The sequence below is a fragment of the Streptomyces roseirectus genome (assembly GCF_014489635.1).
GTDB lineage: Bacteria > Actinomycetota > Actinomycetes > Streptomycetales > Streptomycetaceae > Streptomyces > Streptomyces roseirectus.
The window spans coordinates 7,611,613-7,637,634 of record NZ_CP060828.1; the positions used below are offsets into that span (position 1 = coordinate 7,611,613).

Here is a 26,022-nt window from a genome sequence, read left to right on the forward strand (position 1 = left end):
CTGACCACATGACCACGACGAGCAGCCGCACCCTTGCGACCGAGGCGACCATGACGCCCGGTGCTCGTTGTCTGTGTCGAATGTGCGCCTTCTAGAGGGCCCCCGCACCACCCCCTGCGCTCGCGCCCCCGAAGCGAGCCGCGCCGCCGCGCCCCCCACCCGTACGGAAACAGCCGTACACAACCGGTCGAGCGCGCCCCGCCCCCCTCTCGTACCAGGGCACACCCACGCCCCGTACTCGACAGTGACGGAACCCCAGAGTGATCACCACAACGGGCCTGACCAAGGTCTACCGCACCCGCGGCCGCGAGGTCACCGCCCTCGACGGCGTCGATCTCCACGTCCGCGAAGGCGAGGTGTACGGCGTCATCGGCCAGTCCGGCGCCGGCAAGTCCTCCCTGATCCGCTGCGTCAACCTCCTGGAGCGCCCCACCGCCGGGACGGTCACCGTCGACGGCCAGGACCTCACCGCCCTCGCAGGACGCGGCCCCCGCGCCGGCAAGGAACTGCGCCGGGCCCGCAGCCGCATCGGCATGGTGTTCCAGCACTTCAACCTCCTCTCCTCCCGGACCGTCCAGGACAACGTCGAACTCCCCCTGGAGATCCTGGGCGTGAACGGCAAGGCCCGTGAGGCCAAGGCCCTCGAACTCCTCGACCTCGTCGGCCTCGCCGACAAGGCGAAGGCGTACCCCGCCCAGCTCTCCGGCGGCCAGAAGCAGCGCGTCGGCATCGCCCGCGCCCTCGCCGGCGACCCCAAGGTCCTCCTCTCCGACGAGGCCACCAGCGCCCTCGACCCCGAGACGACCCGCTCGATCCTCCAGCTCCTGCGCGACCTCAACCGCCAGCTCGGCCTGACGGTCCTGCTCATCACGCACGAGATGGACGTCGTCAAGTCGGTCTGCGACTCCGCCGCGCTCATGGAGAGGGGCCGCATCGTCGAGTCCGGCACGGTCGGCGAACTCCTCGCCACCCCGGGCTCCCAGCTCGCCGCCGCGCTCTTCCCGGTCAGCGGCGAACGGACCGGCGCCGAGCGGACCGTCGTCGACGTCACCTTCCACGGCGAGGCCGCGACGCAGCCCGTCATCTCGCAGCTCTCGCGGACCTACAACATCGACATCTCGATCCTCGGCGCGGCCATCGACACCGTCGGCGGCCTCCAGGTCGGCCGGATGCGCATCGAACTGCCCGGCCGCTACGAGGACAACGTGGTGCCCATCGGGTTCCTGCGCGAGCAGGGCCTCCAGATCGACGTAGTGGGCCAGGAGCCCGTGCTGGTGAAGGACGGTGCCCAGTGACCTGGTCCGAGATGCAGCCCCTGCTGTCCCAGGCGTGTTGGGACACCCTCTACATGGTCGGCTGGTCCACCCTCATCGCCGTCGTCGGCGGCCTCCCGCTCGGCATCCTCCTCGTCCTCACCGACCGGGGCGGGCTCCTCCAGAACGTCGTCGCGAACAAAGTCATCGGCCAGGTCGTGAACATCGCACGCTCGATGCCGTTCATCATCCTGATGGTCGCGCTGATGAACTTCACCCGCACCATCACCGGCACGACCATCGGCCGCGAGGCCGCCATCGTCCCCCTCGCGATCGGCGCGATCCCGTTCTTCGCCCGCCTCGTCGAGACGGCCGTCCGCGAGGTGGACGGCGGGCTCGTGGAGGCCGTCCAGTCGATGGGCGGCAACACCTGGACGATCGTCCGCAAGGTCCTCGTCCCCGAGTCGCTGCCCTCGCTCATCGCGTCGACGACGACCACGATCGTCGCCCTCATCGGGTACTCGGCGATGGCCGGGACGGTCGGCGCGGGCGGGCTCGGCGACATCGCCATCCGCTACGGCTACCAGCGGTTCGAGACCGAGCTGATGTGGATCACCGTCCTCGTCCTCGCCGTCGTCATCTCCGTCATCCAGTTCGCCGGCGACTACGCGGCCCGCTCGCTGCACCGCCGGGGCGGACGCTCCGGCCCGGCGCCGAAGCTGCGGCTGCTGAAGGCGAAGGAGACGGGCGCGGCGGAGGTCGGCAAGGCCGCGTAACACCCCCCTCGGCATCCCCGGGGCACCCCCCCCAGTTTTTCCCGCACCACCCTCGCGGGTTCGTCACACCCTCAGGAAAGGCACTTTTCGTGCGTAACACCGCCAAACTCACCACCGCTGTCCTCACCGCCGGAGCGCTCACCCTCGCGCTCAGCGCCTGCGGTTCGGACAAGAGCGACGCCGCCGCCGACTACAGCGGCCCCCTCGTCGTCGCCGCGAGCCCCGTCCCGCACGCCGAGATCCTGAACTTCGTCAAGGACAACCTCGCGAAGAAGGCCGGACTCGACCTGGAGGTCAAGGAGTTCCAGGACTACATCGTCCCGAACACCGCGACCGAGGACGGCTCGGTGGGTGCCAACTACTTCCAGAACCAGCCCTACCTCGACGACTTCAACAAGAAGCGCGGCACCCACATCGTGCCCGTCGTCACGGTCCACCTGGAACCGCTCGGCCTCTACTCCAAGAAGGCCAAGAAGGTTGACGAGTTGAAGAGCGGTGCGACGATCGCCGTCCCCAACGACGCGGTCAACGAGGCGCGTTCCCTGAAGCTCCTCGCCGCCAACGGCCTCATCACCCTCAAGGACGGCGCCGGCAGCGAGGCGACCCCGCAGGACATCACCAAGAACCCCAAGAACCTCAAGTTCAAGGAGGTCGAGGCCGCCCAGACCGCCCGCTCCCTGGACGACGTCGACGCCGCCGTCATCAACGGCAACTACGCCATCGCCGCCGACCTGAAGCCCGCCACGCAGGCGATCGTCCTGGAGTCCGCCAAGGACAGCCCCTACGGCAACTTCCTCGCGGTGAAGGAAGGCAACGAGAAGGACCCGCGCGTGGTGAAGCTCGCCAAGCTGCTGACCTCGCCCGAGGTGAAGAAGTTCATCCAGGACAAGTACCAGGGCTCGGTCATCCCGTCCTTCTGAGCCGCCCGAGCGGGGGAGAACAGACATGCTGCGCAAGGCAGTTGTGACGGCGGCGGTGCTGGCCCTGGGACTGACGGCGTGCGGGTCCGGTGGCGGCGCGAAGAAGGACGACGGCACCCTCGTCGTCGGCGCCACCGCCGTCCCCGCCGGGGAAGTCCTCACCTACATCAAGGACAACCTCGCCGCGAAGGCCGGACTCAAGCTGGAGATAAGGGAGTTCACAGACTACGTCCTGCCGAACACCGCGCTCCAGGAAGGCTCGCTGGACGCCAACCTGTACCAGAACCAGCCGTTCCTCGACGAGTTCAACAAGACCAAGGGCACCGACCTCGTCTCCGTGGTCAAGGCGTACCTGCCACCCATGGGCGTCTACTCGAAGAAGCTCAAGGACCTCGCCAAGCTCGCCGACGGCGCCACCGTCGCCGTCCCCAACGAGACCACCAACGAGGGCCGCGCCCTCAAACTCCTCGCCTCGGCGGGGCTGATCACCCTCAAGCCCGGAGCGGGGACGACGGCCTCCCCGGCCGACATCACCGCCAACCCGAGGAAACTCGTCATCAAGGAACTGGAGCCCGCCCAACTGCCCCGCTCCCTCGACGACGTCACCATCGCCGTCATCAACAACAACTACGCCCAGGACGCGGGCCTCAGCCCCACGAAGAACGCGATCTACCTGGAGAGCGCGCGCAACAACCCGTACGCCAACCTCCTCGCGGTGAAGAAGGGCAACGAGAAGGACCCCCGGGTCGTCAAGCTCGCCAAGCTCCTCACCTCACCCGAGGTGCACACGTTCATCGAGGACAAGTACCAGGGCTCCGTCCTGCCGGTGACCTCCGGCTGACCCCCTGCTGTGCCGCCCGGCCCGCATACTGCATGCTGGGCAGTTCAGCAGGGAGCCCACAAGGCTTTCGACGAAGGTTACGGAGCGGCGCAATGACGAGCACCTTCCCCAACATCTCCATCAGCACGGAGCGGTTGGTGCTGCGCCCCCTCGACGAGGACGACGTCCCGGCGCTGACCGAGATGGCCGGCGACGAACAGGTCACCGCCTGGACGTCCGTCCCCCACCCCTTCACCGAGGCCGACGCCCTCCACTGGATCACGGACCACGCCCCCGCCGAACGCGCCGCCGGCCGCGGCCTGAACCTCGCGATCACGGAATTCCTCACCCAACGCCTGGTGGGCGTCCTCCAGTTGACCAAAACCAACTGGCACGTCCGCTCCACCGAGATGTCCTACATCATCGCCCCCTGGGCCCGCGGCGAGGGTTACGCCTCCGAAGCCGCCCTCGCCACCGCCCAGTGGCTCTTCACCGCCCAGCACCTCGAACGCATCGAACTCCGCACCGCCGCCGACAACACCGCCTCCCAACAAGTCGCCCAGAAAATCGGCTGCATCAGCGAAGGCGTCCTCCGCAACGCCTCCATAGTCAGAGTCCGCGCCGAATCCGGCACCTGGACCGAGGCCCGCACCGACTACATCATCTGGAGCCTCCTCCCCGAAGACCTCGACACCCCGGACACCCCCCTGACCGAAACCGGCGACTACCCGTCCTACGCAGACTGGAACTGACCTTCGCTGGAGGCGGGGAGGCGGGGAGGCGGGGAGGGCGGGGAGGCGGGGAGGCGGGGAGGCGGGGAGGGCGGGGAGGCGGGGAGGCGAGGAGGGCGGGAGGCGAGGAGGCGGGGAGGCGGGGAGGCGGGGAGGCGGGGAGGCCGGGAGGCGGGGAGGCGGGGAGGCCGGGAGGCGAGGAGGGCGGGAGGCGAGGAGGCGGGGAGGCCGGGAGGCGAGGAGGGCGGGAGGTGGGAAGGCGAGGAGGCCGGGGAGGTGGAGAGGCCGGGAGCCGGGGAGGCGGGGAGGCCGGGAGGCGAGGAGGGCGGGAGGCGAGGAGGCGGGGAGGCCGGGAGGCGAGGAGGGCGGGAGGTGGGAAGGCGAGGAGGCCGGGGAGGTGGAGAGGCAGGGAGCCGGGGAGGCGGGGAGGCCGGGGAGGTGGAGAGGCCGGGAGGCGGGAAGGCGAGGGAGAGCGGGGGAGCCCGGGTAGCGGCGGCGTCCCGGAGGCACCCCGGCGGCGTCCGCCGAGCGATCGGCCGACGACCGGACACCACGACCCCGCACGCTCACCGCCGGGCCCCGCACAACCGACACCCCGCCTCGCGTGGCCTGTCCCGCGCGTCCGGCGCTCCGCCTTGCACGGCGTGCGACAAGCCCCGCGAGGCCGACGCCCTGCCCCGCTCAGCCGGACGCCGCCGTAGCCCGCGCGCCCCACACCACCGGCCGACGGCTTCGCACCGTCCCTGCCCGCGCTCTCGTCTCGGTCCGCCCCTGTGGCTGGCGGCCGTCATGCCCCGCGCCCCGCAGGTCGCTTCACACTGTCCCTGCCCGCGCTCTCGTCTCGGTCCGCCCCTGTGGCTGGCGGCCGTCATGCCCCGCGCCCCGCAGGTCGCTTCGCGTCGTCCCGTCCGGAACGTCCTCCCTGCGGGCGTCCCCGGCAGGGGGACCAGGTAGTCTCACGGAGCCCGCTGCCTGCGTGAATTCCCGGGAGACTGACGACGATGGCCGACCGCGTGACGGTGATCGGCTGGGACGGTTCGCCGTTGAACGCCGCCGCGCGCTCAGCGCTAGGCGCGGCCACGCTGGTCGCCGGCGCCGCACACCACCTGGCGCTCCCCGAGGTGCCGCCCGGCGCCGAACGCATCCGCCTGGGCAGCGTCGCCCTCGCCGCGAGGCGGATCGCCGGCCACCACCGGGGCACGGCCGTCGTCCTGGCGGACGGCGACCCCGGCTTCTTCGGCGTCGTCCGCACCCTGCGCGCCCCGGAGTTCGGCCTGGAGGTCGAGGTCGTACCGGCGGTCTCCTCGGTCGCCGCCGCGTTCGCACGGGCGGGCATGCCGTGGGACGACGCACAGGTGGTCGTCGCCCACCGCCGCACACTGCGCCGGGCGGTGAACGTCTGCCGGGCCCACACCAAGGTCGCCGTCCTCACCTCCCCGGGCGCGGGCCCCGCCGAACTCGGCCTGCTCCTGGAGGGCGTGCACCGCACGTTCGTCGTCTGCGAAGAACTCGGCACCGAACGGGAGCGCGTGAGCGTCCTGTCGTCCGACAAGGCCGCCGACCGCACCTGGCGGGACCCCAACGTCGTCATCGCCATCGGCGGCCCGGCCACGACCGGCGCACAGGGCGAGTGGACGATGGGCCGCGACCCGTCGACCGGCCCACGGGGCCACGCGTACGGCGACGGCAGGGGCGAGGGCGAGTCCCAGCTCCTGCGCACGGCCCAACTCGCCCGCCTGGGCCCGCGCCTGGGCGACCTCGTGTGGGACATCGGCTGCGGCACCGGCGCCTTCGCGACGGAAGCCGCCCGCACCGGCGCCGCCGTCCTCGCCGTCGACCGGGACATCGACGCCTGCGCCCGCACCGACGCGACGGCCCGTCAACTCGGCGTCCAGCTCCAGATCGTGCGCGGCACCGCCCCCCACGTCCTGGAGAACCTGCCCGAACCGGACGTCGTCCGCGTCGGCGGGGGAGGGCCGGCCGTCGTCACCGCCGTCGCCGACCGCCGCCCCGAACGCATCGTCACCCACGCCCTCACCCGCGACGCCGCCGAACGCGTCGGCCGCGACCTCACCGAGCACGGCTACCACGTCGAGTGCTCCCTCCTCCAGTCCGTCCAACTCGACACCCGCGCCTGGACGGAGCGCCGCCGCAGCGTCGCCTTCCTGCTCAGCGGGGTCCTGCCGGATCGCGGGCAGTGATCCTGTTGTCGTACTGCGCGCGGTAGGCTGGCCGATCGTCGTACCGCTTTCCGGCACCCGGCGGTTCATCAGCCAATGTCCGGAAAGCGGGTCCGCTTTGGGCACGTGCGGTACGACACGAACCGGAGGGCCGCGCAACGTGGCGCAGTCCACAGCGGGGCGTCGCGGGGCTACCTGTCGCGGCACGGCCATGACCGGGACAATGCCACTGAATGGCTTTGTCGCTTTTTCGGGCGGGCCGTTCGTGCCGCTGGGCGGGCAGGCTCGTTCTCCATGCGGAGCGGTCGGTGCGCCGCTCCGGGTGAGCTGGTCGTAGGAGCACTAACCGATGGGCGAGGGGTACGCATGACCGACACCGGCCAGGTCCCGGGCGAGGGGCTGCCGGAGAACGCAGGCACGGTGCAGCAGCCGGGCGTCCCCACGCCCCCCGCGTACCCCTACCTCTCCGAGACCCCCACCGAGGACGAAGACCTCCTCCTGCTCCCCGGCGCCCAGAGCGCCTGGGGCAACGAGCTCGCCCCCCCGACCCCGGAACCGGTCGTCGAAGCCCTCCACGAAAACGGCGCGTACGCAGCGAGTGCACAAGGAGCGGGTGTTCAGGACGTGGTCGCACAGGGAGAGGGCGTGCCAGGGGGCGGGGAGTTCGGTGCGAACGCTGCTGAGGGCACCGGTGTGCCGGGCGTGGATGCGCAGGGTGTAGGAGTGCAGGGTGCCGAGAGCTTGGGTGCGGACACGCAGGGCGTGAGCGTGCAGGGTGGCGAGGGCCTGGCCGTGGGTGTGCCGGGCGTGGAGGCGCAGGGTGCGGGGGTGCGGGGCGTGAGCGTGCAGGGTGGCGAGAGCCTGGCCGCGGGTGTTCAGGGGGCTGAGGGCATGGGCGCGGGGATGCCGGGCGCCGGGGTTCCGGTCGCGGGTACGCCGGGTGCCGAGAACTTGGGTGTGGACGCGCAGGGTGCAGGTGTGCGGGGCGTGCACACGCCGGGTGCTGACGGCTTGGCCGCAGGCGTCCCCGGCGTCGAGGGCATGAACGCCGGGATCCCCGGCACGGACCTCCCGATCGCCGACGGCGTGCACGCGCCGGGCGCGGGGGAGCAGGCAGCCGACGCGCAGACCGCCCCGGACGGGTACGGAGCCGTCGCCCCCGAAGCCACGGCCACCGAGGACACGGCGACGGGGAACACCGGCGAGCAGCCGGCCGTCCACGAACCCGGCCCCCACGAGACCTCCGGACGGGACACCGGCTCCGTCGACCTCGGTGCCGTCCGCATGCCGGACATCATGAGCAACCGCCCCCGCCCGACGGCCCCCACGACCCCGATCCCCCCGATCACCCCCCGTCGCCCCCTCCACCTGGGCCCCCCGATCCCGGACGCCTCCGCCAGCCCGGTCCGCTCCCTGGCCGACCGAGGCCCCGCCGACGCCCCCCTCCGCACCCCCACCCCCACCGGCCCCGAATACCTGGACGTCCACTCCCTCCACGAGACATCCCCCCAAACCGCGACCCCCTGGGGAGCAGCCACCCCCCAAGGCACCCTCCAGACCCAGGTAATGCCGGAAACAGCAACAACCCCCGAGCCGGACACGACCCCCGAGCCCCAGCCCGAACCGACGCCCCAGCCCGAAGCACAGCCCGAGGCCGCACCGCAGCCCGAAACAGCACCCGAGGCCGAGGCCGCGCCTGAGGCGGAGACCGCGCCCCAGCCCGAGCCGTCGCCCCAGACGGAGGCCGTGCCCCAGACCGAAGCACAACCGCAGCCGGACGCCGTTCAGCCGGATACCCAGGCCCAGTTGGAGCCGCAGCCCGAGTCCCTGGCCCCCTCGGACGAGCCGCAGCCCGTCGAGCAGCCGCACCTGGACGCCGTTGAGCCGGATGCGCAGGCGCAGTTGGAGCCCCAGCCCGAGACCCCGGCCCACCCGGGCGAGCCCGAGCCCGCCGAGCAGCCGCACCCGGACGCGGTCCAGCCCGACGCGCAGGCCCAGTCGGAGCCGCAGCCCGAGTCCCCGGCCCACCCGGGCGAGCCCGAGCCCGCCGAACAGCCGCACCCGGACGCGGTCCAGCCGGACGCCCAGGCCCAGTTGGAGCCCCAGCCCGAGTCCCCGGCCCAGCTCGCCGAGCAGCCGGACGCCGTTCAGCCTGACGTGCAGGCGCAGTTGGAGGCGCACCCCGAGTCCCTGGCCCCCTCGGACGAGTCTCAGCTTGCCGAGCAGCCGCACCCGGAGGCGGTCCAGCCGGACGTGCAGGCCCAGTCGGAGCCCCAGCCCGAGCCCCCGGCTCACGTGGACGAGTCTCAGCTTGCCGAGCAGCCGCACCCGGAGGCGGTCCAGCCGGACGTGCAGGCCCAGTCGGAGCCCCAGCCCGAGCCCCCGGCCCCCTCGGACGAGCCCCAGCCCGCCGAGCAGCCGCACCCGGACGCCGTCCAGCCCGACGCCCAGGCCCAGCCGGAGGACCAGCCCGAGCCGTCGGCCCAGCCCGCCCCGACCGAGCCCCAGGCCCAGCCCGAACTCGTGCCCCAGGAACACCTGGAAACGCAGGGACAGCCGGAAGCACAGGCCCAGCCCGAGGCCGCGCCCCAGCCCGAAGCACAACCACAGCCGGACGCCGTTCAGCCGGACGCGCAGGCGCAGCCGGAGGAGCAGCAGCCCGAGCCCCCGCAGGCCGCGCAGCCGGAGCCCGAGGCATCCCCCCAGCCGACCGAGCCCCAGGCCGCCGAGCAGCACCCGGACGCGCAGCCCCAGCCGGACCCCGAGCCCCAGCCCGAGGCATCGGCCCAGCCCGAGAACGCGCCCCAGGAGCACCCGGAGCCCCCGGCCCAGCCAGTAGAGCCCCCGTCCGCCGAGCAGCCGCACCCGGACACACCCACCCCCGACGCATCCCCCGAACCGGACCCCACCGAGGCCACCGCGCAGCCGACCGAGCCCCAGGCAGCCACCGCACAGCCCGACGCGCAGCCCCAGCCGGAGCCCGAGGCGTCCCCCCGGCCGACCGAGCCCCCGTCCGCCGAGCAGCACCCGGACACGGTCCACCCCGAACCCCTCGCCGCCGACGCACACCCCGACACCCCCACCCCCCCTGCCGAAACGGTTGTCCCCCCGACGCTCCCCACCCAACGGGAAGCCGACGAGAACGACATCACCCAGAACCCGGACGACCTGCCGACCACGGACGAACCGGCGCCCACGGCCCCCGCGGCCCCCGCGTACGACGACGTGGAACGCGAGGCCGTCCTGAAGGTGATGAGGGAACGCCGGGACATCCGCAACGGCTTCCGCCCGGACCCCATCCCGCACGAGGTCCTGCTGAGAGTGCTGGAGGCCGCCCACACGGCCCCCTCGGTGGGCCACTCCCAGCCGTGGGACTTCGTCGTCATCAGGTCCCAGGAGACCCGCCAGACGATGCACGACCTGGCGATGCGCCAGCGCGACGCGTACGCGCAGTCCCTCCCGAAGGGCCGCGCGAAGCAGTTCAAGGAACTGAAGATCGAGGCGATCCTCGAAACCCCCGTGAACATCGTCGTCACGGCCGACCCCACCCGAGGCGGCAGGCACACCCTCGGCAGGCACACGCAGCCGCAGATGGCCCCGTACTCCTCCGCGCTGGCGGTCGAGAACCTGTGGCTGGCGGCCCGCGCGGAGGGCCTGGGCGTCGGCTGGGTCAGCTTCTTCGACGAGCGCGAGATGGTCCGGGCCCTGGGCCTGCCCGAACACCTGGAGGTCGTCGCCTACCTGTGCGTCGGCTACGTCGACGAGTTCCCGCCCGAGCCCGAGCTGATGCAGGCGGGCTGGGCCAAGCGCCGCCCGCTGTCGTGGGTCGTCCACGAGGAGACGTACGGCCGCCGCGCCCTCCCCGGCGAGGACCCGCACGACCTCCTCGCGGAGACGGTCGCGAGCATCCGCCCGCTGGACGCGAAGGCGCTCGGCGAGGCGTGGGAACGCCAGAAGCGGATGACGAAACCGGCGGGCGCCCTCGGCATGCTGGAGATCATCTCCGCCCAGCTCGCCGGCCTGTCCCGCCAGTGCCCGCCGCCGATCCCGGAGCCCGCCGCCGTCGCCGTCTTCGCGGGCGACCACGGCGTCCACGCGCAGGGCGTCACCCCGTGGCCCCAGGAGGTGACGGCCCAGATGGTCGCCAACTTCCTCGGCGGCGGCGCGGTCTGCAACGCCTTCGCGAACCAGGTCGGCGCCGAGGTCTGCGTCGTCGACGTCGGCGTGGCCACCGACCTCCCCGCGACCCCCGGCCTGCTGCCCCGCAAGATCCGCGCGGGCACCTCCGACATGACCACCGGCCCCGCGATGACCCGCGAGGAGGCCAAGCAGGCCATCGAGGTCGGCATCGAGACGGCCCGCGACCTGGTCGCCGCCGGCAACAAGGCCCTCCTGACGGGCGAGATGGGCATCGCCAACACCACGGCGTCCGCCGCCCTGATCTCCGTCTTCACCGGCGCCGACCCCGCCGAGGTCACAGGCCGGGGCACCGGCATCAACGACGAAACCCTGGCTCGCAAAACAGAGGTCGTCCGCCGAGCCCTGGACTTCCACCAGCCCGACCCCGCCGACCCCATCGGCGTCCTCGCGGCCCTCGGCGGCTTCGAACACGCGGCCATGGTCGGCCTCCTCCTCGGCGGCGCCTCCCTCCGCACCCCGGTCATCCTCGACGGCGTCAGCGCCGGCGCGGCGGCCCTGGTCGCCCGAGCCATCGCCCCCGAGGTCCTGGCCGCCTGCATCGCCGGCCACCGAAGCGCCGAACCGGGCCACGTAGCAGCCCTCAACAAACTGGGCCTCCGCCCCCTGGTCGACCTCGACCTGAGGCTGGGCGAAGGCACCGGAGCCCTCCTGGCCCTCCCACTGGTCCAGAGCACAGCCAGGGCCATGCACGAGGTAGCAACGTTCGACTCAGCGGGCGTGACAGAGAAGTAGTGGGAACAGAGGAACGGGGGGCTTGCTAAAAACGCAGGCCCCCTTTCCGCACCTCAGGGGCGCGGGGCTGTATCAATTTGCGGCTACCGCCGCGTGGGCGCGATCAACCACACTCAACCCGCACCAGCCCACCAGTTGAACCTCCCACCCCCCAAAACCACCCACCCCGTAAAATCCGCACGTCAGAGCCCCACCACCCACCCAGGAGCCCACCCATGGCCGAACACCCCGCCTACCCCGTGGGCCTCCGCCTCACCGGCCGCCGTGTGGTGGTCCTCGGCGGTGGCCAGGTAGCCCAACGCCGCCTCCCGGCCCTGATCGCGGCCGGCGCGGACATCACGCTGATCTCCCCGACCGCAACCCCGTCCGTAGAGGCGATGGAATCGGCGGGCGAGATCACCTGGGAACGCCGCCCCTACGAACCCGGCGACCTGACCACCGCCTGGTACGCCCTGATCGCCACGAACGACGACGCGGCCAACACCCGAGCCTCCGCCGAAGCGGAAGCGAACCGCGTCTGGTGCGTCCGCTCCGACGACGCCGACCAGGCCACCGCCTGGACCCCGGCGACCGGCACGAGCGAGGGCGTCACGATCGCCGTCCTGACGACGGACGCGAAGAACAGGGACCCCCGCCACACGGCGAGGATCAGGGACGCGGTCCTGGCGGGCCTGCGCGACGGCACCCTCGTCGCCCCCCACCACCGCACCCGCACCCCCGGCGTCTCCCTGGTCGGCGGCGGCCCCGGCGACCCGGACCTGATCACGGTGCGGGGCCGCCGCCTCCTCGCCGAGGCGGACGTCGTCATCGCCGACCACCTCGGCCCGAGGGACCTCCTCGCGGAACTCCCCCCGCACGTGGAGGTCATCGACGCCGCGAAGCTCCCGTACGGCCGTTACATGGCCCAGGAGGCCATCAACAACGCGCTGATCGAACACGCGAAGGCGGGCAGGTCGGTCGTCCGGCTCAAGGGCGGCGACCCCTTCGTGTACGGCCGGGGCATGGAGGAGGTCCAGGCACTCGCGGAGGCCGGCATCCCCTGCACGGTCGTCCCCGGCATCTCCAGCTCCATCTCGGTCCCCGGCGCGGCGGGCATCCCCGTCACGCACCGGGGTGTGGCCCAGGAGTTCACGGTCGTCAGCGGCCACGTCGCCCCCGACGACGACCGCTCCCGCATCGACTGGTCCGCCCTCGCGAAGCTCACCGGCACCCTCGTCGTCCTCATGGGCGTCGACAAGATCGGCAAGATCGCCGAGACCCTGATCGCCCACGGCAAGTCCCCGGACACCCCGGTCGCCCTGGTCCAGGAGGGCACGACGGCCGCTCAGCGCAGGGTCGACGCCACCCTCGCGACGGTCGGCGAGACGGCCCGCACGCAGGAGGTCCGTCCCCCGGCGGTGATCGTCATCGGCGAGGTCGTCACCGTCGGCCCCCGTACCGTGGCGTAACCCCCGGTAACACAACCCGTTCCGCGCCGTTGGCACCGCACCCAGGACAAGGCAGTATCACCTCTGTGGCCGATCTCATCACCGTCGAGGACCCCGACGACCCCCGCCTGCGCGACTACACCGGCCTGACCGATGTGGAACTGCGCCGCAGACGCGAGCCCGCCGAGGGCCTGTTCATCGCCGAGGGCGAGAAGGTCATCCGGCGCGCGAAGGAGGCGGGCTACGAGATGCGCTCCATGCTCCTGTCCGCCAAGTGGATCGACGTCATGCGCGACGTCATCGACGAACTCCCCGCCCCCGTCTACGCGGTCAGCCCCGAACTCGCCGAACGCGTGACGGGCTACCACGTCCACCGAGGCGCCCTCGCCTCCATGCAACGCAAGCCCCTCCCGACGGCGGAGGACCTACTCCGCACAACCCGCCGAGTGGTCATCATGGAAGCCGTAAACGACCACACAAACATCGGCGCAATTTTCAGATCCGCAGCAGCCCTGGGCATGGACGCGGTCCTCCTGTCCCCCGACTGCGCGGACCCCCTCTACCGCCGCAGCGTCAAGGTCTCCATGGGCGCCGTCTTCTCCGTCCCCTACGCCCGCCTCGACTCCTGGCCAAGGGACTTGGACACGGTGAGGGAGGCCGGCTTCACCCTCCTAGCCCTGACCCCGGACGAAAAAGCCCGCCCCCTGGACGAAGCAGCCCCCCACAAAATGGACCGCGTATCCCTGATGCTCGGCGCCGAGGGCGACGGCCTCTCCACCCAGGCCCTGATGGCAGCCGACGAATGGGTCCGCATCCCCATGTCCCACGGCGTGGACTCCCTGAACGTAGGAGCAGCGGCAGCAGTGGCGTTCTACGCGGTAGCAACGGGCCGCCCGCAAAACTGACCGGACCCGGGGCGACGGGCGGCGGGCGGCGGGCGGCGGAAAAGCCTGACGGGCGGCGGTGAGATGCGGGGACGGCTGACGGGCGGCGGTGAGTTGCGGGGACGGCTGACGGGCGGCGATGGGGCGGGGGAAAGCTGATCCGGTGGCGATGGAGCGGGGGAAGGCCGACGGTGGCGGCGGGGCGCTGATCGGCGTCTCTGGAAAACGCGGGGGAACCGCATCGCCGATAGGGGCGCGGGGCTGTGTCTGATATGCGGCTACCGCCGCGTGGGCGCGAACAACCACAACGAACCCGCACCCGCCCCACAACCCTCAGTCCCCCGACGAAGCCCCCCGCCCCCGCTCCTGCTGCACAACACTCTCCCCGCCGCCCCCCAGCCCCCGAGCCGGCCCCTGACAAGCCTGAACCAGCCCGATCCCCAGCGCCACCAACAACGTCACCACCACGAACACGAACAACCGCTGCCGAAGCAACCGGGGATTGGCGGGCCGCCGCCCGGTCCCGGTCGGCCGAGGCCGAGTCCCCGGCGCCCCCGCCCGCCCGGCCCCACTACGCGGCGCGGGCCGACTCCCACTGGGCCGGGGCCCCCGCCCGGACGGCACCCCACCGGAAGCCCGGGAAGACACCCCCCGCCCACCCCGAGGCGGCGGCGTCACCCCGGAGGGCCGAGCACTCCGCTCGGTATAACTCGCGGTATCGGCAACCCGCCCACTGACCCGATCCCCCTCAGCGGACCGCGCAGCGGGAGGCCGCCCCTCGACGACAACCCCCTGAGCCTCCCGCGCGGCGATCTCCTTGAGCCGCAGGGACAACTCCAGCGTGCTGGGCCGTTCCTCGGGATCCTTGGCGAGACAGGCCCGGATCAGCGGAGCCAACGCGTCCGGCACCCCGTGCAACTGAGGCTCCTCGTGCACGACCCGGTACAGCATCACCTCCGAACTCCCGTGCCCGAAGGGCGAGTCCGCGGTGGACGCGTACGCCAGCGTCGCCCCGAGCGAGAACACGTCCGTGGCCGGCGTGACAGCGGCCCCCCGCACCTGCTCCGGCGCGAGAAACCCCGGCGACCCCACGGCCGTCCCGACATGCGTGAGCGTGGACGCACCGGTCGCCCAGGCGATCCCGAAGTCGATGATCCTCGGGCCCTTGGGCGACAGGAGAATGTTGGACGGCTTGAGGTCCCGGTGGACGACCCCGGCCTCGTGGACCGCGACGAGCCCTTCCGACAGCGCCGCGCCGATCGAGGCCAGCTCGGCGGCCCCTATCGGACCCTCGTCGTTGACCTTGTCGTGCAGCGAGGGACCGGGCACGTACTGCGTGGCGAACCAGGGCCGGTCGGCGTCGAGATCCGCCGCGACGAGCCGCGCCGTGCACCCGCCCCGGATCCGCCGCGCCGCGGACACCTCACGCGCGAACCGCGAACGGAACTCCTGGTCCTCGGCCAGATCGGGCCGGATCACCTTCAGCGCGACGCGCTGCCCCTTCTTGTCGGAGCCCAGATAGACGACGCCCATCCCGCCCGCGCCGAGCCGTCTGTGAAGCCTGAACGAGCCGACGACGCGCGGGTCCTCGCGCCTCAGGCGCATCATCGCCATGTTCATCCCCGCTGCCGGTCCGTGTGACGTGCCACAGCTTACGTTTCCACGGCCGCCCGCGTGCAGGAGCCGCGCCCTCTCGCGCCGATCGATTGTCAGTGCCGGGTGGGAGACTTGAGAGGTGGTCAGGAAGGCGGCCCGGCAGTCGATTTCGGCCGTGGCCGGTCTTCAACCAGCCGTCACAGAAGGGGGATTGGCACGGTGAAGGGTGACCGAGTGGAGATAGTCGTGGACGCGGGGGACACGACGCGGACGTACGAGGTGGTGGCCAGCAGGGCGGGCCGCAGGGTGGAGACGGCGGTCCGCAGGGGGGTGGTCGAAGTGAGCGAAGTCACGCGCAGCGGGACGGTCGTCAGGACGGCCCGCTTCATGGCGACGAGGGTCCTCGCGCTCGTCGAACAGCCGGTACCCCGGGAAGCGGAATCGGAGAAAACGGCCCGTAGTGGACACCCCTTCCGGGAAGACCCTGAGACCTAGGACCGCGTCTCCACCCAGGGGAGTACACCGCAGGTCGAGGCTCATCCTCCGGGAGGCCCGGCAATCGGTACGAGGGCATGACGCCCGGAAGCCACCGCCCGCCTAAGTTAGAGGTCAAGCGGCGGGTGCAGCACTCGTCCCCCGAGGTCAGACACCCGCCGCTGCCAACGACACCGATCGGCCAGGAAGGAGGAAACCATGGCCTACACGGCACCGCGGAGCACCTACCGCGACAAGTCCGAGCCCGGCCGTCGCCACCCCCTCACGGCGACCTTGATGGTCCTCCCCCTGGCGGCCCTGCTCTTCGTCGTCTTCGGCGGCTGGGAGACGGTGGCCACACAGGCGTCGTCCGTGGGCGTGATGCTGGGGCGCTGAGCGGCGACCCCAGGCCCGGAAGAGCGGTCCGGGCGGGGACATCCCACCCATGAAACCCCGTGGGGACGGGGGTGCGGCGGACGGCAACAATGCCGGCGCAGCTGGGGAGCTGCGCCGGCATTACCTTTGTCCGGCCCCGGTCCGCACGCGACGAAGGAACCCCGTGACGCTCCTCGCCGACCTCACCTTCAGCGTCCGCACCCGCGCCCACACCGGCGCCCCCGTCTGCGCCTGCCCCACGGGCACCCTCGCCGACCGCCCCGACGCCACCGTCGTCCGGCACGCGGACACGGTCGCCAAGGCCCACGCCCCCGGCACACCCCCCGAAACCCTCACCCCCCGCCTGGAGACGGCCGCCCGCCTGCCCGGCGTCCTCCTCGCCCCCCTCACCCGCACCCCCGTCCCGCTGCGCGGCCGCCTCGTCACCTACTGGCCCTACGGCACCCCCGTGGACCCGGATGCCCCCGACGAGGCCCCCTGGGAGGCCGCCGGCACCCTCCTGGCCCGCCTCCACCGCAGCACCCCGCCGCCCGGCCTCCCCCCGATGCGCGGCCCCGCGAAGGCCGCCCGCGCCGTCGCCCGCCTCGCCGCCCACACGCACCCCGCGATCACCTCCGTCCGCCGCGCCTGGCACCTCCTGCCCGCCTGGGCGCGCGACGAGGCCCCCATGCCGGACGGCGGCCTGTGTCACGGCGACCTCCACCTCGGCCAGCTCGTCCGCGCCCCCGATGGCGACTGGCGCCTCATCGACGTCGACGACCTCGGCACCGGCGTCCAGACCTGGGACCTCGCCCGCCCCGCAGCCTGGTACGCCTGCGGCCTCCTCCCGCCCGACGAGTGGCACCGCTTCCTCACCGCCTACCGCACCGCGGGCGGCCCCGCCCTCGACGCCTCAGCCGACCCCTGGCCCGCCCTCGACGTCGCCGCCCGCGCCCTCACCGTCCAGACCGCCGCCCGCGCGATCACCAAAGCGGCGGCCGGACAGCGGCCGTTGGACGAGGTCGAGACGGCGGTGGTCGACGCCTGCGCGCGCATGTCCACGCCGTAGGGTGCAACCGACCGGGCGCGGACGGAGTCTGTGCTGGGGAAACCCGAAACAGGAACGAACAGTGAGGAGTTGGGGCCGATGATGCAGTGTCCGAAATGTCACGCGGCGATGCACACCTACAACCGCAACGGCGTCCAGATCGAGCAGTGCGGCAACTGCCGGGGGATCTTCCTGGACTACGGCGAACTGGAAGCCCTGACCCGCCTCGAGGGCCAGTGGGGGCAGCCCGGCCCGCAGGCGTACCCGCCGGTGCCGCCGGTTCCTCCGCCGGGCCCGGCCTGGGGCGCCCCGCAGCACCACGGCGGTCATCACGGGGGTCACCACGGCGGACACCACCGTCACCGGAGCTTCGGCCACATGCTGTTCTCCAGCTAGCACGCCACGAAGCCCCCGGTCGAGACCGGGGGCTTCGGCATGTGTGGACGATACTGGGATTGAACCAGTGACCTCTTCCGTGTCAGGGAAGCGCTCTCCCGCTGAGCTAATCGTCCGGGAGAAACCACGATCCGAGGATCATGGCCAGTGCGCGATACTGGGATTGAACCAGTGACCTCTTCCGTGTCAGGGAAGCGCTCTCCCGCTGAGCTAATCGCGCGGGGAAGCCTTGCGGCTTCAGTGGACGATACTGGGATTGAACCAGTGACCTCTTCCGTGTCAGGGAAGCGCTCTCCCGCTGAGCTAATCGTCCTTGGAGGTGGAGACGGGATTTGAACCCGTGTAGACGGCTTTGCAGGCCGTTGCCTCGCCTCTCGGCCACTCCACCAGGAGTGCAGGGGTTCGGGAAGATCCCCTGACTTTCCTGAGCGGACGACGAGGCTCGAACTCGCGACCTCAACCTTGGCAAGGTTGCGCTCTACCAACTGAGCTACGTCCGCTTGTCTTTCCCGGCCCGCTTGCGCGTCCCGGCGACGTGTTGAACTCTAGCGGATTCCCGGGCCAGCACAAAAACGCGTTTGCGCAGCGTGCTGCCGCCCGTAGCCGAACCGCCCAGCTCAGGCCCCCTTGCGGCCACCCGACCTAGACTCGACGCGTGTCCCACCTGCCTCCCCTCGCCCGCTTCGGCACCCGAGTCGCGACCGGGCTCCTGGACGTCACGAGCGACCCCGCCGCCCTGGAGTCCACCGGCTTCTGGGCCGTCGTCGCCGACTTCGAGGGCCGTCTGACCTGCGCCCGCTTCGCCGACGTCCGCCGCGCCCCGGTGCCCGCCCCGGTGTCGGGTGCCTGGCACGGCCCCGCCGAGGGCGACTGGACGTCGTCCCTCGACCGCGCCGCGTACACGGCGGGCGTCCGGCGCATCCGCGAGCACATCGCCGCCGGGGAGGTCTACCAGGCCAACCTCTGCCGGGTCCTGTCCGCGACGGTCCCCGACGGCGCCGACGTCGACGCCCTCACCGCGCTGCTCGCGCGCGGCAACCCGGCGCCCTACGCGGGCACGGTCCGCCTGCCCGAGCACGGCGTCCAGATAGCCACCGCGTCCCCGGAACTCTTCCTGCGGCGCGACGGCCGCACGGTCCTCTCCGGCCCCATCAAGGGCACCGGCCGCACCGAGGCGGACCTCCTGGAGAAGGACTACGCCGAGAACGTCATGATCGTGGACCTCGTCCGCAACGACATCGGCCAGGTCTGCGCGACGGGCAGCGTCACCGTCCCCGACCTGTGCGCCGTCGAGAAGCACCCCGGCCTCGTGCACCTCGTCTCGACCGTCAGCGGCGAACTGCGCCCCGACGCCGGCTGGCCCGAACTCCTCACGGCCGCCTTCCCGCCCGGCTCCGTCACCGGCGCCCCCAAATCCAGCGCGCTCAGGATCATCGACGCCCTGGAGACCTCACCCCGCGGCCCCTACTGCGGCGGCGTCGGCTGGGTCGACGCCGACCGGGGGACCGGTGAACTCGCCGTCGGCATACGGACGTTCTGGATCGACGGCGGCCACCTCAAGTTCGGCACCGGCGCCGGCATCACCTGGGGCTCCGACCCCGAGGGGGAGTGGCGGGAGACCGAACTGAAGGCGTCCCGGCTGCTCGCGGTAGCGTCGGGGGAGTACCACGACTGACGATCCCGCGAGGTGGGCACCAGTGAAGCTTTGGCTCGACGGCGGACTGAAGGACATCGACGACGCGCGCGTCTCCGTCCTCGACCACGGACTGACCGTGGGCGACGGCATCTTCGAGACGGTCAAGGCGACCGACGGACGGCCCTTCGCCCTCACCCGCCACCTCGACCGCCTCACCCGCTCCGCCCGCGGCCTCGGCCTCCCCGACCCCGACCACGACGAGATCCGCGCCGCCTGCGCCGCCGTCCTCGCCGCGAACCCCATGCCGCTGGGCCGCCTGCGCATCACCTACACCGGCGGCCAGGGCCCCCTCGGCTCCGACCGCGGCGCCCACGGCACGACGCTCGTCGTGGCCCTCGGCGAGACGGCCCGCCGCGCCGACACGACGGTCGCGGTCACGGTCCCCTGGACCCGCAACGAGCGAGGCGCCCTGACCGGCCTGAAGACCACCTCGTACGCCGAGAACGTCGTAGCCCTCGCCCGCGCGCACGAACACGGCGCCACGGAAGCCCTGTTCGCCAACACGGTCGGCGCCCTCTGCGAAGGCACCGGCTCCAACGTCTTCGTCGTCCTCGACGGCGAGATCCACACCCCGCCCCTCGCCTCCGGCTGCCTCGCGGGCATCACCCGCGACCTGACGATCGAGTGGACCGGCGCCCACGAAACCGACCTCCCCCTCGACGTCCTGCTCCGCGCCGACGAGATCTTCCTGACCTCCACCCTCCGCGACGTCCAGGCCGTCCACCGCGTGGACGCCCGCGAGCTGCCCGGGACGCCGGGGCCGGTGACGGCGAAGGCGATGCGGGTGTTCGCGGAGCGCGCGGGGGATGACCTGGACCCGTGAGGACGGGGTCCTGTGAGAGGACGGGGTCCTGTGAGACGGGGCGAGGGTAGACCGGGCGTGGGCTTTATTGGGCTGACCGCGTCGGCCGCAGCGGGTAGAAAACCGGCATGACCACGACCTTGCGGCCCACCGAGCCGCTTCAGCGGGAAGCCGGCCCCGCCGGGCGGATGTCGCGCCGCTACCAGGTGTGCGTGAACAGCCGCCCCGTCGGCACGCTCCACCTCGGCACGCACCCCGGGTTCGGCCCGACGATCGCCCGCATCGAGGACCTTCGCATCGACGAGGCCGACCGCCGCAGAGGCCGCGCGACGGTCGCCGCGCTCGCGGCGGAGGAGGTGGCGCGGGGCTGGGGCTGCCGGATGATCGAGGTCTACGTCCCCGTCGAACGCGGCACCGCCCCCGAGACGGTCCCCGGCATCCGCCTCGCCACCGCCCTCGGGTACGTCCTGCGCAACCGGGGCATGGAGAAAACCCTGGGCACGACCCCGCACCCCCTCCCACCCGGCCTCGTCGCCCGCCCCCTCACGGACGCCGAGTACCGCCCCTTCCTGGAGCGCAGCTACCGCGCCTTCGCGCAGGACTGCGTCGACCGCGGCATCACCCAGGCCGAGGCCGACGCCCGCATAGCCCGCGAACTCCCCGCCCACCTCGCGGCGAACCCCACCCCCGGCCACTACACCGTCCTCGAACAGGACGGCCACCAACTGGGCATCCTCTGGCTGGCCTTCGACGCCACCAAGTCCTACGTCTACGACATCGAGGTCGCCGAACCCTTCCGAGGCCGCGGCCACGGCCGCACCCTCATGCTCCTCGCCGAATCCCAGTCGATCACCGCCTCCAAGCCCACCCTCGCCCTCAACGTCTTCGCGAACAACACCCCAGCGGAACGCCTCTACGAGTCCCTGGGCTACGAGGTCGTAGGACACGGGATGTATAAGAACCTGCTCTGACCTGGGGGAGTGGGGGCACCGGTGGACAGGGTGGGGCCGCCGATGACGGGGGCGAGGGCGCCGAGGGTCGCGGGCCGGCGGGGCAGGGGCTGCCGGACGGCCGGGGTGCCGGGGCGGGGCCGTCGGGAGTGGGGAGGCTGGAGACGCCGGTCCCTGGGTTGCTGGGGCGGGGGTAGGAGTCGGGCCAGGGCGCCGGGGCGAGGGTACAGAGGGCTGCAGGCCGTCGGGGGCAGGGCTGCCGGACGGCTGGGATGCCGGGCGGGCCCGTCGGGAGTGGGGAGGCCGGAGATGCCGTTCCCTGCGGGTCGTTGGGGCGCGGGTGCCGAGGGCAGGAGGTGGGTCTAGGGTCGGGCCGGTGCCAGTGGCCCGAGGGCCTGAGCGGGAGCCGGAGGCCCTGGGGCCGGTGTCGCCGGGGGTGGGGATGCCGATGGCAGTGGATCGTCGAAGGTGGGGAGGCCGGAGACGTCGCTTCTTGCGGGGCCGTTGGGGGACGGGGTGTTGGGGCGCGGGTGCTGAGGGGGAATCGGGTGCGAGGGCGGGGCCAGGGGCACCCGAGGGGAGGGGTGTCGGGGTTCTCGGAGGGGCGGAGCCTCTGGGGGGCAGGGACGCCGAGGGCTGCGGGCCGTCGGAGAGGGGAACCTGCGAGGCTCGGGGCGGGGCTATGCCTACGGGGTCGTCAGGAGTCCGTCGATGATGGCTTCGATTCGCTCGCGGAGTCCTTCCTGGCTCTTGCCGCCGTCGAGGCGTTCGTCGGCGATGACGTAGGTCGGGGTTCCGGTGACGCCGATGGCCTTGCCTTCGGCCTGGTCCGCGTCGACGATGAGGATGTGCCGGCCGTCGATGAGGGCCGTGTCGAACTCCTCGGCGTCCAGGGAGAGTTCACGGGCGACGTCGATGAGGAACGCCTCTCCGCGCCGGTCCAGTTCCTCGACCCGGCCGAGGACCGCCTCGACGTAGGCCCAGCCCTGCCCCTGCTCCAACGCCTCCTCCGCGGCCTGCGCGGCGGCGAACGCGTGCTTGTGCTTCTCCAGCGGGAAGTGCCGAAGCCGCACGTCCAGCCGGTCCCCGTACCGCTCCCGCAGCAGCCGCAGATCGTCCAGCGCGGACCGGCAGTCGGGACACTGCAACTCGCACCAGACGTCGAGGACGACGGGGAGGGCGGGGACGGAAGAGGAGTCACTCATGGGGGCAGTCTCCCAGGCCGGGGTGGGGGAGCCCAATCGACCTTCCTCCCCGGCCCCCCGCCTCCGGATCCCGGGGCATCTCGGGGTGCTCGTCAGGGGTGACCCGGAGATGTCCCTGATGTCCGGGGCAGGGCATGGCCGGAGAGGGTGGGGGAGGTGCACGATGGAGGGGAGGACGGGCGAGCGACCCGGGAGGCCGGGGCGCACCGGCCCGTGCGCGTACCGCACAGCACCGCTCAGCGAGCCTGGAGGCCCGGATGATTGCCGAGACCGTCTGTTCCGCCGTAGCCGCGGCCGGCCTGGGCATCGCGGCGGTCACGGCATACCGCAGACGTTTCCTGTCGGCGGCCCGCATAGCGGCGTACGCGCTCGTGCCCCTCGGCCTGGTGATGACGGGCGTCGTCGAGTGGGCGGCGGACACGGCGTTCAGCCCCGTCGCCTGGGCCGGCTTCGGCGTGCTCGGCGGCGCGTGGGGGCTGTTCACGCTGACCCGCTCGGTGGAGCGCCGCAGGGGCGGCACCCGCAAGCAGCGCAGGGCCACCGGTTCCGCGAGCCGCGAGGCCGTCGCGCCGGGCGCCTCGACCCCGACGCTCGGCGCGGGAGCACGCCAGTCCAGGCCGACGGCACCGCGCCGCGCCGAACCGGCGTCCTCCGGCGAGGACTTCAGTGACATCGAGGCGATCCTGAAGAAGCACGGCATATGAGACACCCGACCCACCTCGCCTGAAACGACACAAGTGGCATCTCCGGCGCGCGGAAATGATCACGCCCTGAAACCGACTTCAACGGTTTCGGCGAACTCCCGCTCAATCCGCGCGTATTGATCGCAACAGGGGTCCCACCTGCGCCATCATCGCCCGCGAGATGCTGGACACGACACAGAGCGATGCCGCGCCCCCTCAGGACGAGCCGCGCGGATGCCTCTTCGCCCTATCCCAGCCACCGCTCATGATCTTCCTAGCGGTGATCGGGTCCCTCCTCCTCATGGCAGCGCTGCACGACCTGCTGCTGCTGTGACCGTCCCGCGAACCCCGGCGCCACCCGCCGGGGGCCGCGCAGAACCACGAAACGAAGGACCGGTTCGAAACCGAGGGCAAGCACGGACGGCCGACATCACGTCACCCACTCCGACCGGACCGCAGCCACCCAAACCCACACCACCCGACAAGACACCGCCCCCGGCGCCCCGCCTCACCCCGCACCCCTCCCGCCCTCCACCCCGCCACGCGGCGGCCCTCACGCCCGCGAAACCCCCGCCCTCGCTCTCCCGTCTCGACCCTCGGCACGCGGCGAGCCGCGAGAGACGAACCACCGACCCACCCCGCCACGCGGCGGCCCTCACACCCCCAACACCCTCGCCCCCGCTCAGCCGCGAGCCCGAGCCGGCAGGCCAACCCAGAATCCCCGCCGAGAAGCCCCGCCCCTTACCCCCGTCCACCCGGCATCCCCACCCCTTCCCCCGTCCACCCGGCACCCCGCCCCTCACCCGGCAGCCCCCGCCCCCTCCCCCTTCCTCCGTGCCCGGTACGCCGCCACGTGCAGCCGGTTGCCGCAGGTCCGGCTGTCGCAGTAGCGGCGGGAACGATTGCGGGAGAGGTCGACGAAAGCACGACGGCAGTCGGGCGCCTCGCAGCGCCGCAGCCGTTCCTGCTCCCCGGCGACGACGAAGAAGGCGAGGGCCATGCCGCAGTCGGCGGCGAGATGGTCCGCGAGAGAGGCCCCGGGCGCGAAGTAGTGGACGTGCCAGTCGTACCCGTCGTGATCGGTCAGCTGCGGAGTGGTCCCCGCGCCTGCGACGAGCTTGTTGATCAGCCCCGCCGCCACCCGCGGATCCCGCGCCGCGAAGATCTCGGCGAACCGCCCCCGCAGCGCCCGCACGGCCGCGAGATCGAACTCCGTGAGCGCCCCGACTCCGCTGACCTTGTACGTTCGCACGAACTCGGCGAGCGTCCCGACGTCCGGCAGCCCGTCGGCGTCCGCCTCGTCCTCCGGCGCGGTGTTGACCAGGCCCACCACCGTGTCCAGCGCGCACCGGGTGTCGTGGGGGATCAGCACGTTTCGCTCCCTGCCCTGAGGACGGGCCCCACGCCCGCCGATGCTGGCCGATGGTAGCGGCCCGCCGTGCAAAAGCACGGCCCTCGGTCCCGGCGGCACACAACACCGACGCCACCCCCGGAAACCCGGTGGGTGGCGTCGGTGACAGCCGTGACGCGGCTGGGGCCGTGCTGGTCCGAGCCGTCTCCCCGAGTCGGACGGCGTCGGGTGGAGGTGGCGCGCTAGCTCTCCGCCAGGATGTGCGACAGCTCCTGATCGAGGTCGAAGTGCCGATGCTCCGTGCCCGGGGGCACGGCCGCGTCGGTGCGCTTCAGGAAGGATTCCAGTGCCCGCGCGGGCGCCTCCAGGAGGGCTTCGCCCTCGGGGGAGCTGAGGGCGATGCAGACGACCCCCTGACCGTGGCTGCGCGACGGCCATACGCGGACGTCACCGGTGCCGGTGGGCCGGTGGAGGCCCTCCGCGAGGAGGTCGCGGGCGAACACCCACTCGACGGTCTCCTCGGCTCCGGTGTGGAAGGTGGCGTGCACGGCGTAGGGATCGGCCGTGTCGTACCGCAGACCTGCGGGAACAGGCAGGGAGGACTCGCTCGACACAACGAGGCGCAGGTGCAGCTCGCAGCTGACCGTGGTGTTCATAAGCGCCAGGGCCTTTCGCTCAGTGTGCGCTCGGGGATTCGCACGTCGGCGAAATCGACATGCCACCTACGGTGCCGTTGTAAACCCCTCTGAGGGTTTTGTGCGTGTTTACGTAACTCTTCCGGCCGAGACCCCCTTCGTCCGGTACCACCATTCCGGTGATCGGATTCTCTCCGGTAAGGTTCAGTTATGAATACGGGGAGTGACGAGCCCGGCGAGGCGACCGTGACGACGGACGACAGACAAGCGGACGGGGACCGTCCCGGCAAGGGGGACGCGGGCCTCGGTTCGAAGGCGCCGGCGTTCATCAAGAAGAGCAGAACCCTCCACCTGAGCTGGCAGGTCGGCGTCTTCGTCGTCGGCCTCGCGGTGGTCGTGCTCGGCATCATCATGCTGCCGCTGCCCGGCCCCGGCTGGGTCGTGATCTTCGCCGGCATGGCGATCTGGGCCACCGAGTTCGTCTGGGCCCAGCTGGTCCTGCGCTGGACGAAACGCAAGGTCACCGAGGCCGCTCAGCGAGCCCTCGATCCGAAGGCGCGCCGCCGCAACATCATCCTGACGTCGGTCGCGCTGGTGATCATCGGCGTCCTCGCGGGCGTCTACCTGTGGAAGTACGGCCTGGAGATGCCCTGGAACATCAAGAACCAGTGATCCGAACCGCTCGCCGTACCCGCTGACCGGCAGCCCCACCGGTCAGGCGCCGACCGGACTCCCCGCCGGTCACAGCCACCCTCTGACATGCGGTAATGTTCTCCGTGCTCGGGCGATTAGCTCAGTGGGAGAGCGCTTCGTTCACACCGAAGAGGTCACTGGTTCGAACCCAGTATCGCCCACCTGATTCAGGGGCCGTTCCGGCAGTCGGAACGG

Annotated in this window: 23 protein-coding genes and 6 tRNA genes; 20 read left to right on the forward strand and 9 right to left on the reverse strand. The window is 72.1% G+C overall.

Annotated elements, in window-relative coordinates:
- Positions 1-260 precede the first annotated feature (260 nt).
- From IAG44_RS32760 to IAG44_RS32800, 9 genes are all read left to right on the forward strand, one after another.
- Positions 261-1,295: a methionine ABC transporter ATP-binding protein gene (locus tag IAG44_RS32760; protein ID WP_187750699.1), complete on the forward strand. Its 1,035-nt coding sequence runs from the start codon at positions 261-263 to the stop codon at positions 1,293-1,295.
- The gene (locus IAG44_RS32765) at positions 1,292-2,029 is read left to right on the forward strand and encodes a methionine ABC transporter permease (RefSeq protein ID WP_187750700.1); all 738 of its coding nucleotides are present in this window, start codon (positions 1,292-1,294) and stop codon (positions 2,027-2,029) included. The genes IAG44_RS32760 and IAG44_RS32765 overlap by 4 nt, the downstream gene beginning before the upstream one ends.
- Positions 2,030-2,118: 89 nt before the next feature.
- Positions 2,119-2,949 carry a MetQ/NlpA family ABC transporter substrate-binding protein gene (locus tag IAG44_RS32770; RefSeq protein WP_187750701.1) on the forward strand — a complete coding sequence of 277 codons (831 nt, stop codon included), beginning with the start codon at positions 2,119-2,121 and terminating at the stop codon, positions 2,947-2,949.
- A gap of 25 nt (positions 2,950-2,974) precedes the next feature.
- Positions 2,975-3,790: a MetQ/NlpA family ABC transporter substrate-binding protein gene (locus IAG44_RS32775; protein WP_425508483.1), complete on the forward strand. Its 816-nt coding sequence runs from the start codon at positions 2,975-2,977 to the stop codon at positions 3,788-3,790.
- A 92-nt stretch (positions 3,791-3,882) separates the two neighbouring features.
- Positions 3,883-4,521 (forward strand): GNAT family N-acetyltransferase, encoded by a 639-nt coding sequence (locus tag IAG44_RS32780; RefSeq protein WP_187750702.1) that lies wholly within the window; start codon positions 3,883-3,885, stop codon positions 4,519-4,521.
- 980 nt (positions 4,522-5,501) lie between these two features.
- Positions 5,502-6,701 carry a precorrin-6y C5,15-methyltransferase (decarboxylating) subunit CbiE gene (gene cbiE / locus IAG44_RS32785; RefSeq protein ID WP_187750703.1) on the forward strand — a complete coding sequence of 400 codons (1,200 nt, stop codon included), beginning with the start codon at positions 5,502-5,504 and terminating at the stop codon, positions 6,699-6,701.
- 345 nt (positions 6,702-7,046) lie between these two features.
- Complete coding sequence (gene cobT, locus IAG44_RS32790; protein WP_187750704.1) at positions 7,047-11,612, forward strand: nicotinate-nucleotide--dimethylbenzimidazole phosphoribosyltransferase; 4,566 nt, start codon at positions 7,047-7,049, stop codon at positions 11,610-11,612.
- Positions 11,613-11,827: 215 nt separating this feature from the next.
- Positions 11,828-13,060, forward strand: a complete 1,233-nt coding sequence (gene cobA, locus IAG44_RS32795) for a uroporphyrinogen-III C-methyltransferase (RefSeq protein ID WP_187750705.1) — start codon at positions 11,828-11,830, stop codon at positions 13,058-13,060.
- Positions 13,061-13,125: 65 nt separating this feature from the next.
- Entirely contained in the window at positions 13,126-13,944 is an 819-nt protein-coding gene (locus IAG44_RS32800; protein ID WP_187750706.1) for a TrmH family RNA methyltransferase, read from the forward strand.
- A gap of 312 nt (positions 13,945-14,256) precedes the next feature.
- Here IAG44_RS32800 and IAG44_RS32805 read toward each other — a convergent pair whose 3' ends face one another.
- Positions 14,257-15,543 carry a serine/threonine-protein kinase gene (locus IAG44_RS32805; RefSeq protein ID WP_187750707.1) on the reverse strand — a complete coding sequence of 429 codons (1,287 nt, stop codon included), beginning with the start codon at positions 15,541-15,543 and terminating at the stop codon, positions 14,257-14,259.
- A gap of 195 nt (positions 15,544-15,738) precedes the next feature.
- Here IAG44_RS32805 and IAG44_RS32810 point away from each other — a divergent pair, with 195 nt between their 5' ends.
- The 4 genes from IAG44_RS32810 (at position 15,739) to IAG44_RS32825 (ending at position 17,812) form a co-directional block, all read left to right on the forward strand.
- Complete coding sequence (locus IAG44_RS32810) at positions 15,739-16,014, forward strand: hypothetical protein (RefSeq protein WP_187750708.1); 276 nt, start codon at positions 15,739-15,741, stop codon at positions 16,012-16,014.
- Positions 16,015-16,212: 198 nt separating this feature from the next.
- Positions 16,213-16,389 (forward strand): hypothetical protein, encoded by a 177-nt coding sequence (locus tag IAG44_RS32815; RefSeq protein ID WP_187750709.1) that lies wholly within the window; start codon positions 16,213-16,215, stop codon positions 16,387-16,389.
- A 163-nt stretch (positions 16,390-16,552) separates the two neighbouring features.
- A complete protein-coding gene (locus IAG44_RS32820; RefSeq protein WP_187750710.1) occupies positions 16,553-17,437 on the forward strand; it encodes an aminoglycoside phosphotransferase/kinase family protein in 885 nt (294 codons plus the stop codon).
- An 81-nt stretch (positions 17,438-17,518) separates the two neighbouring features.
- Complete coding sequence (locus tag IAG44_RS32825; RefSeq protein WP_187750711.1) at positions 17,519-17,812, forward strand: TFIIB-type zinc ribbon-containing protein; 294 nt, start codon at positions 17,519-17,521, stop codon at positions 17,810-17,812.
- A gap of 44 nt (positions 17,813-17,856) precedes the next feature.
- On the opposite strand, the gene IAG44_RS32830 is transcribed toward IAG44_RS32825, so the two are convergent.
- From IAG44_RS32830 to IAG44_RS32850, 5 genes are all read right to left on the reverse strand, one after another.
- Positions 17,857-17,928: transfer RNA gene (locus IAG44_RS32830), tRNA-Val, on the reverse strand.
- 32 nt (positions 17,929-17,960) lie between these two features.
- Positions 17,961-18,032, reverse strand: a tRNA-Val gene (locus tag IAG44_RS32835).
- A 21-nt stretch (positions 18,033-18,053) separates the two neighbouring features.
- A tRNA-Val gene (locus tag IAG44_RS32840) sits at positions 18,054-18,125 on the reverse strand.
- A gap of 1 nt (position 18,126) precedes the next feature.
- Positions 18,127-18,200: transfer RNA gene (locus tag IAG44_RS32845), tRNA-Cys, on the reverse strand.
- Positions 18,201-18,239: 39 nt separating this feature from the next.
- Positions 18,240-18,312 (reverse strand) — tRNA-Gly (locus tag IAG44_RS32850).
- A gap of 155 nt (positions 18,313-18,467) precedes the next feature.
- Here IAG44_RS32850 and IAG44_RS32855 point away from each other — a divergent pair.
- The 3 genes from IAG44_RS32855 (at position 18,468) to IAG44_RS32865 (ending at position 21,281) form a co-directional block, all read left to right on the forward strand.
- A complete protein-coding gene (locus tag IAG44_RS32855) occupies positions 18,468-19,487 on the forward strand; it encodes a chorismate-binding protein (RefSeq protein WP_187750712.1) in 1,020 nt (339 codons plus the stop codon).
- A gap of 22 nt (positions 19,488-19,509) precedes the next feature.
- Positions 19,510-20,331, forward strand: a complete 822-nt coding sequence (locus IAG44_RS32860; protein ID WP_187750713.1) for an aminotransferase class IV — start codon at positions 19,510-19,512, stop codon at positions 20,329-20,331.
- Positions 20,332-20,438: 107 nt separating this feature from the next.
- Positions 20,439-21,281 carry a GNAT family N-acetyltransferase gene (locus IAG44_RS32865; protein ID WP_187750714.1) on the forward strand — a complete coding sequence of 281 codons (843 nt, stop codon included), beginning with the start codon at positions 20,439-20,441 and terminating at the stop codon, positions 21,279-21,281.
- Between the two features lie 665 nt (positions 21,282-21,946).
- Here IAG44_RS32865 and IAG44_RS32870 read toward each other — a convergent pair.
- Entirely contained in the window at positions 21,947-22,465 is a 519-nt protein-coding gene (locus IAG44_RS32870; protein ID WP_187750715.1) for a DsbA family protein, read from the reverse strand.
- Between the two features lie 257 nt (positions 22,466-22,722).
- On the opposite strand from IAG44_RS32870, the gene IAG44_RS32875 reads away from it, so the two are divergent.
- Together IAG44_RS32875 and IAG44_RS32880 are read left to right on the forward strand one after the other, a co-directional pair.
- Entirely contained in the window at positions 22,723-23,169 is a 447-nt protein-coding gene (locus IAG44_RS32875; protein ID WP_187750716.1) for a hypothetical protein, read from the forward strand.
- A gap of 160 nt (positions 23,170-23,329) precedes the next feature.
- Positions 23,330-23,482, forward strand: a complete 153-nt coding sequence (locus IAG44_RS32880; protein ID WP_187750717.1) for a hypothetical protein — start codon at positions 23,330-23,332, stop codon at positions 23,480-23,482.
- A 465-nt stretch (positions 23,483-23,947) separates the two neighbouring features.
- Here IAG44_RS32880 and IAG44_RS32885 read toward each other — a convergent pair whose 3' ends face one another.
- A complete protein-coding gene (locus IAG44_RS32885; protein ID WP_187750718.1) occupies positions 23,948-24,520 on the reverse strand; it encodes a CGNR zinc finger domain-containing protein in 573 nt (190 codons plus the stop codon).
- Between the two features lie 221 nt (positions 24,521-24,741).
- Positions 24,742-25,155, reverse strand: a complete 414-nt coding sequence (locus IAG44_RS32890; protein WP_004002642.1) for an SsgA family sporulation/cell division regulator — start codon at positions 25,153-25,155, stop codon at positions 24,742-24,744.
- 189 nt (positions 25,156-25,344) lie between these two features.
- Between IAG44_RS32890 and IAG44_RS32895 the strand changes: the two genes are divergently transcribed.
- Together IAG44_RS32895 and IAG44_RS32900 are read left to right on the forward strand one after the other, a co-directional pair.
- Positions 25,345-25,806, forward strand: a complete 462-nt coding sequence (locus IAG44_RS32895; RefSeq protein WP_187750719.1) for a TIGR02611 family protein — start codon at positions 25,345-25,347, stop codon at positions 25,804-25,806.
- Between the two features lie 110 nt (positions 25,807-25,916).
- A tRNA-Val gene (locus tag IAG44_RS32900) sits at positions 25,917-25,988 on the forward strand.
- Positions 25,989-26,022 lie beyond the last annotated feature (34 nt).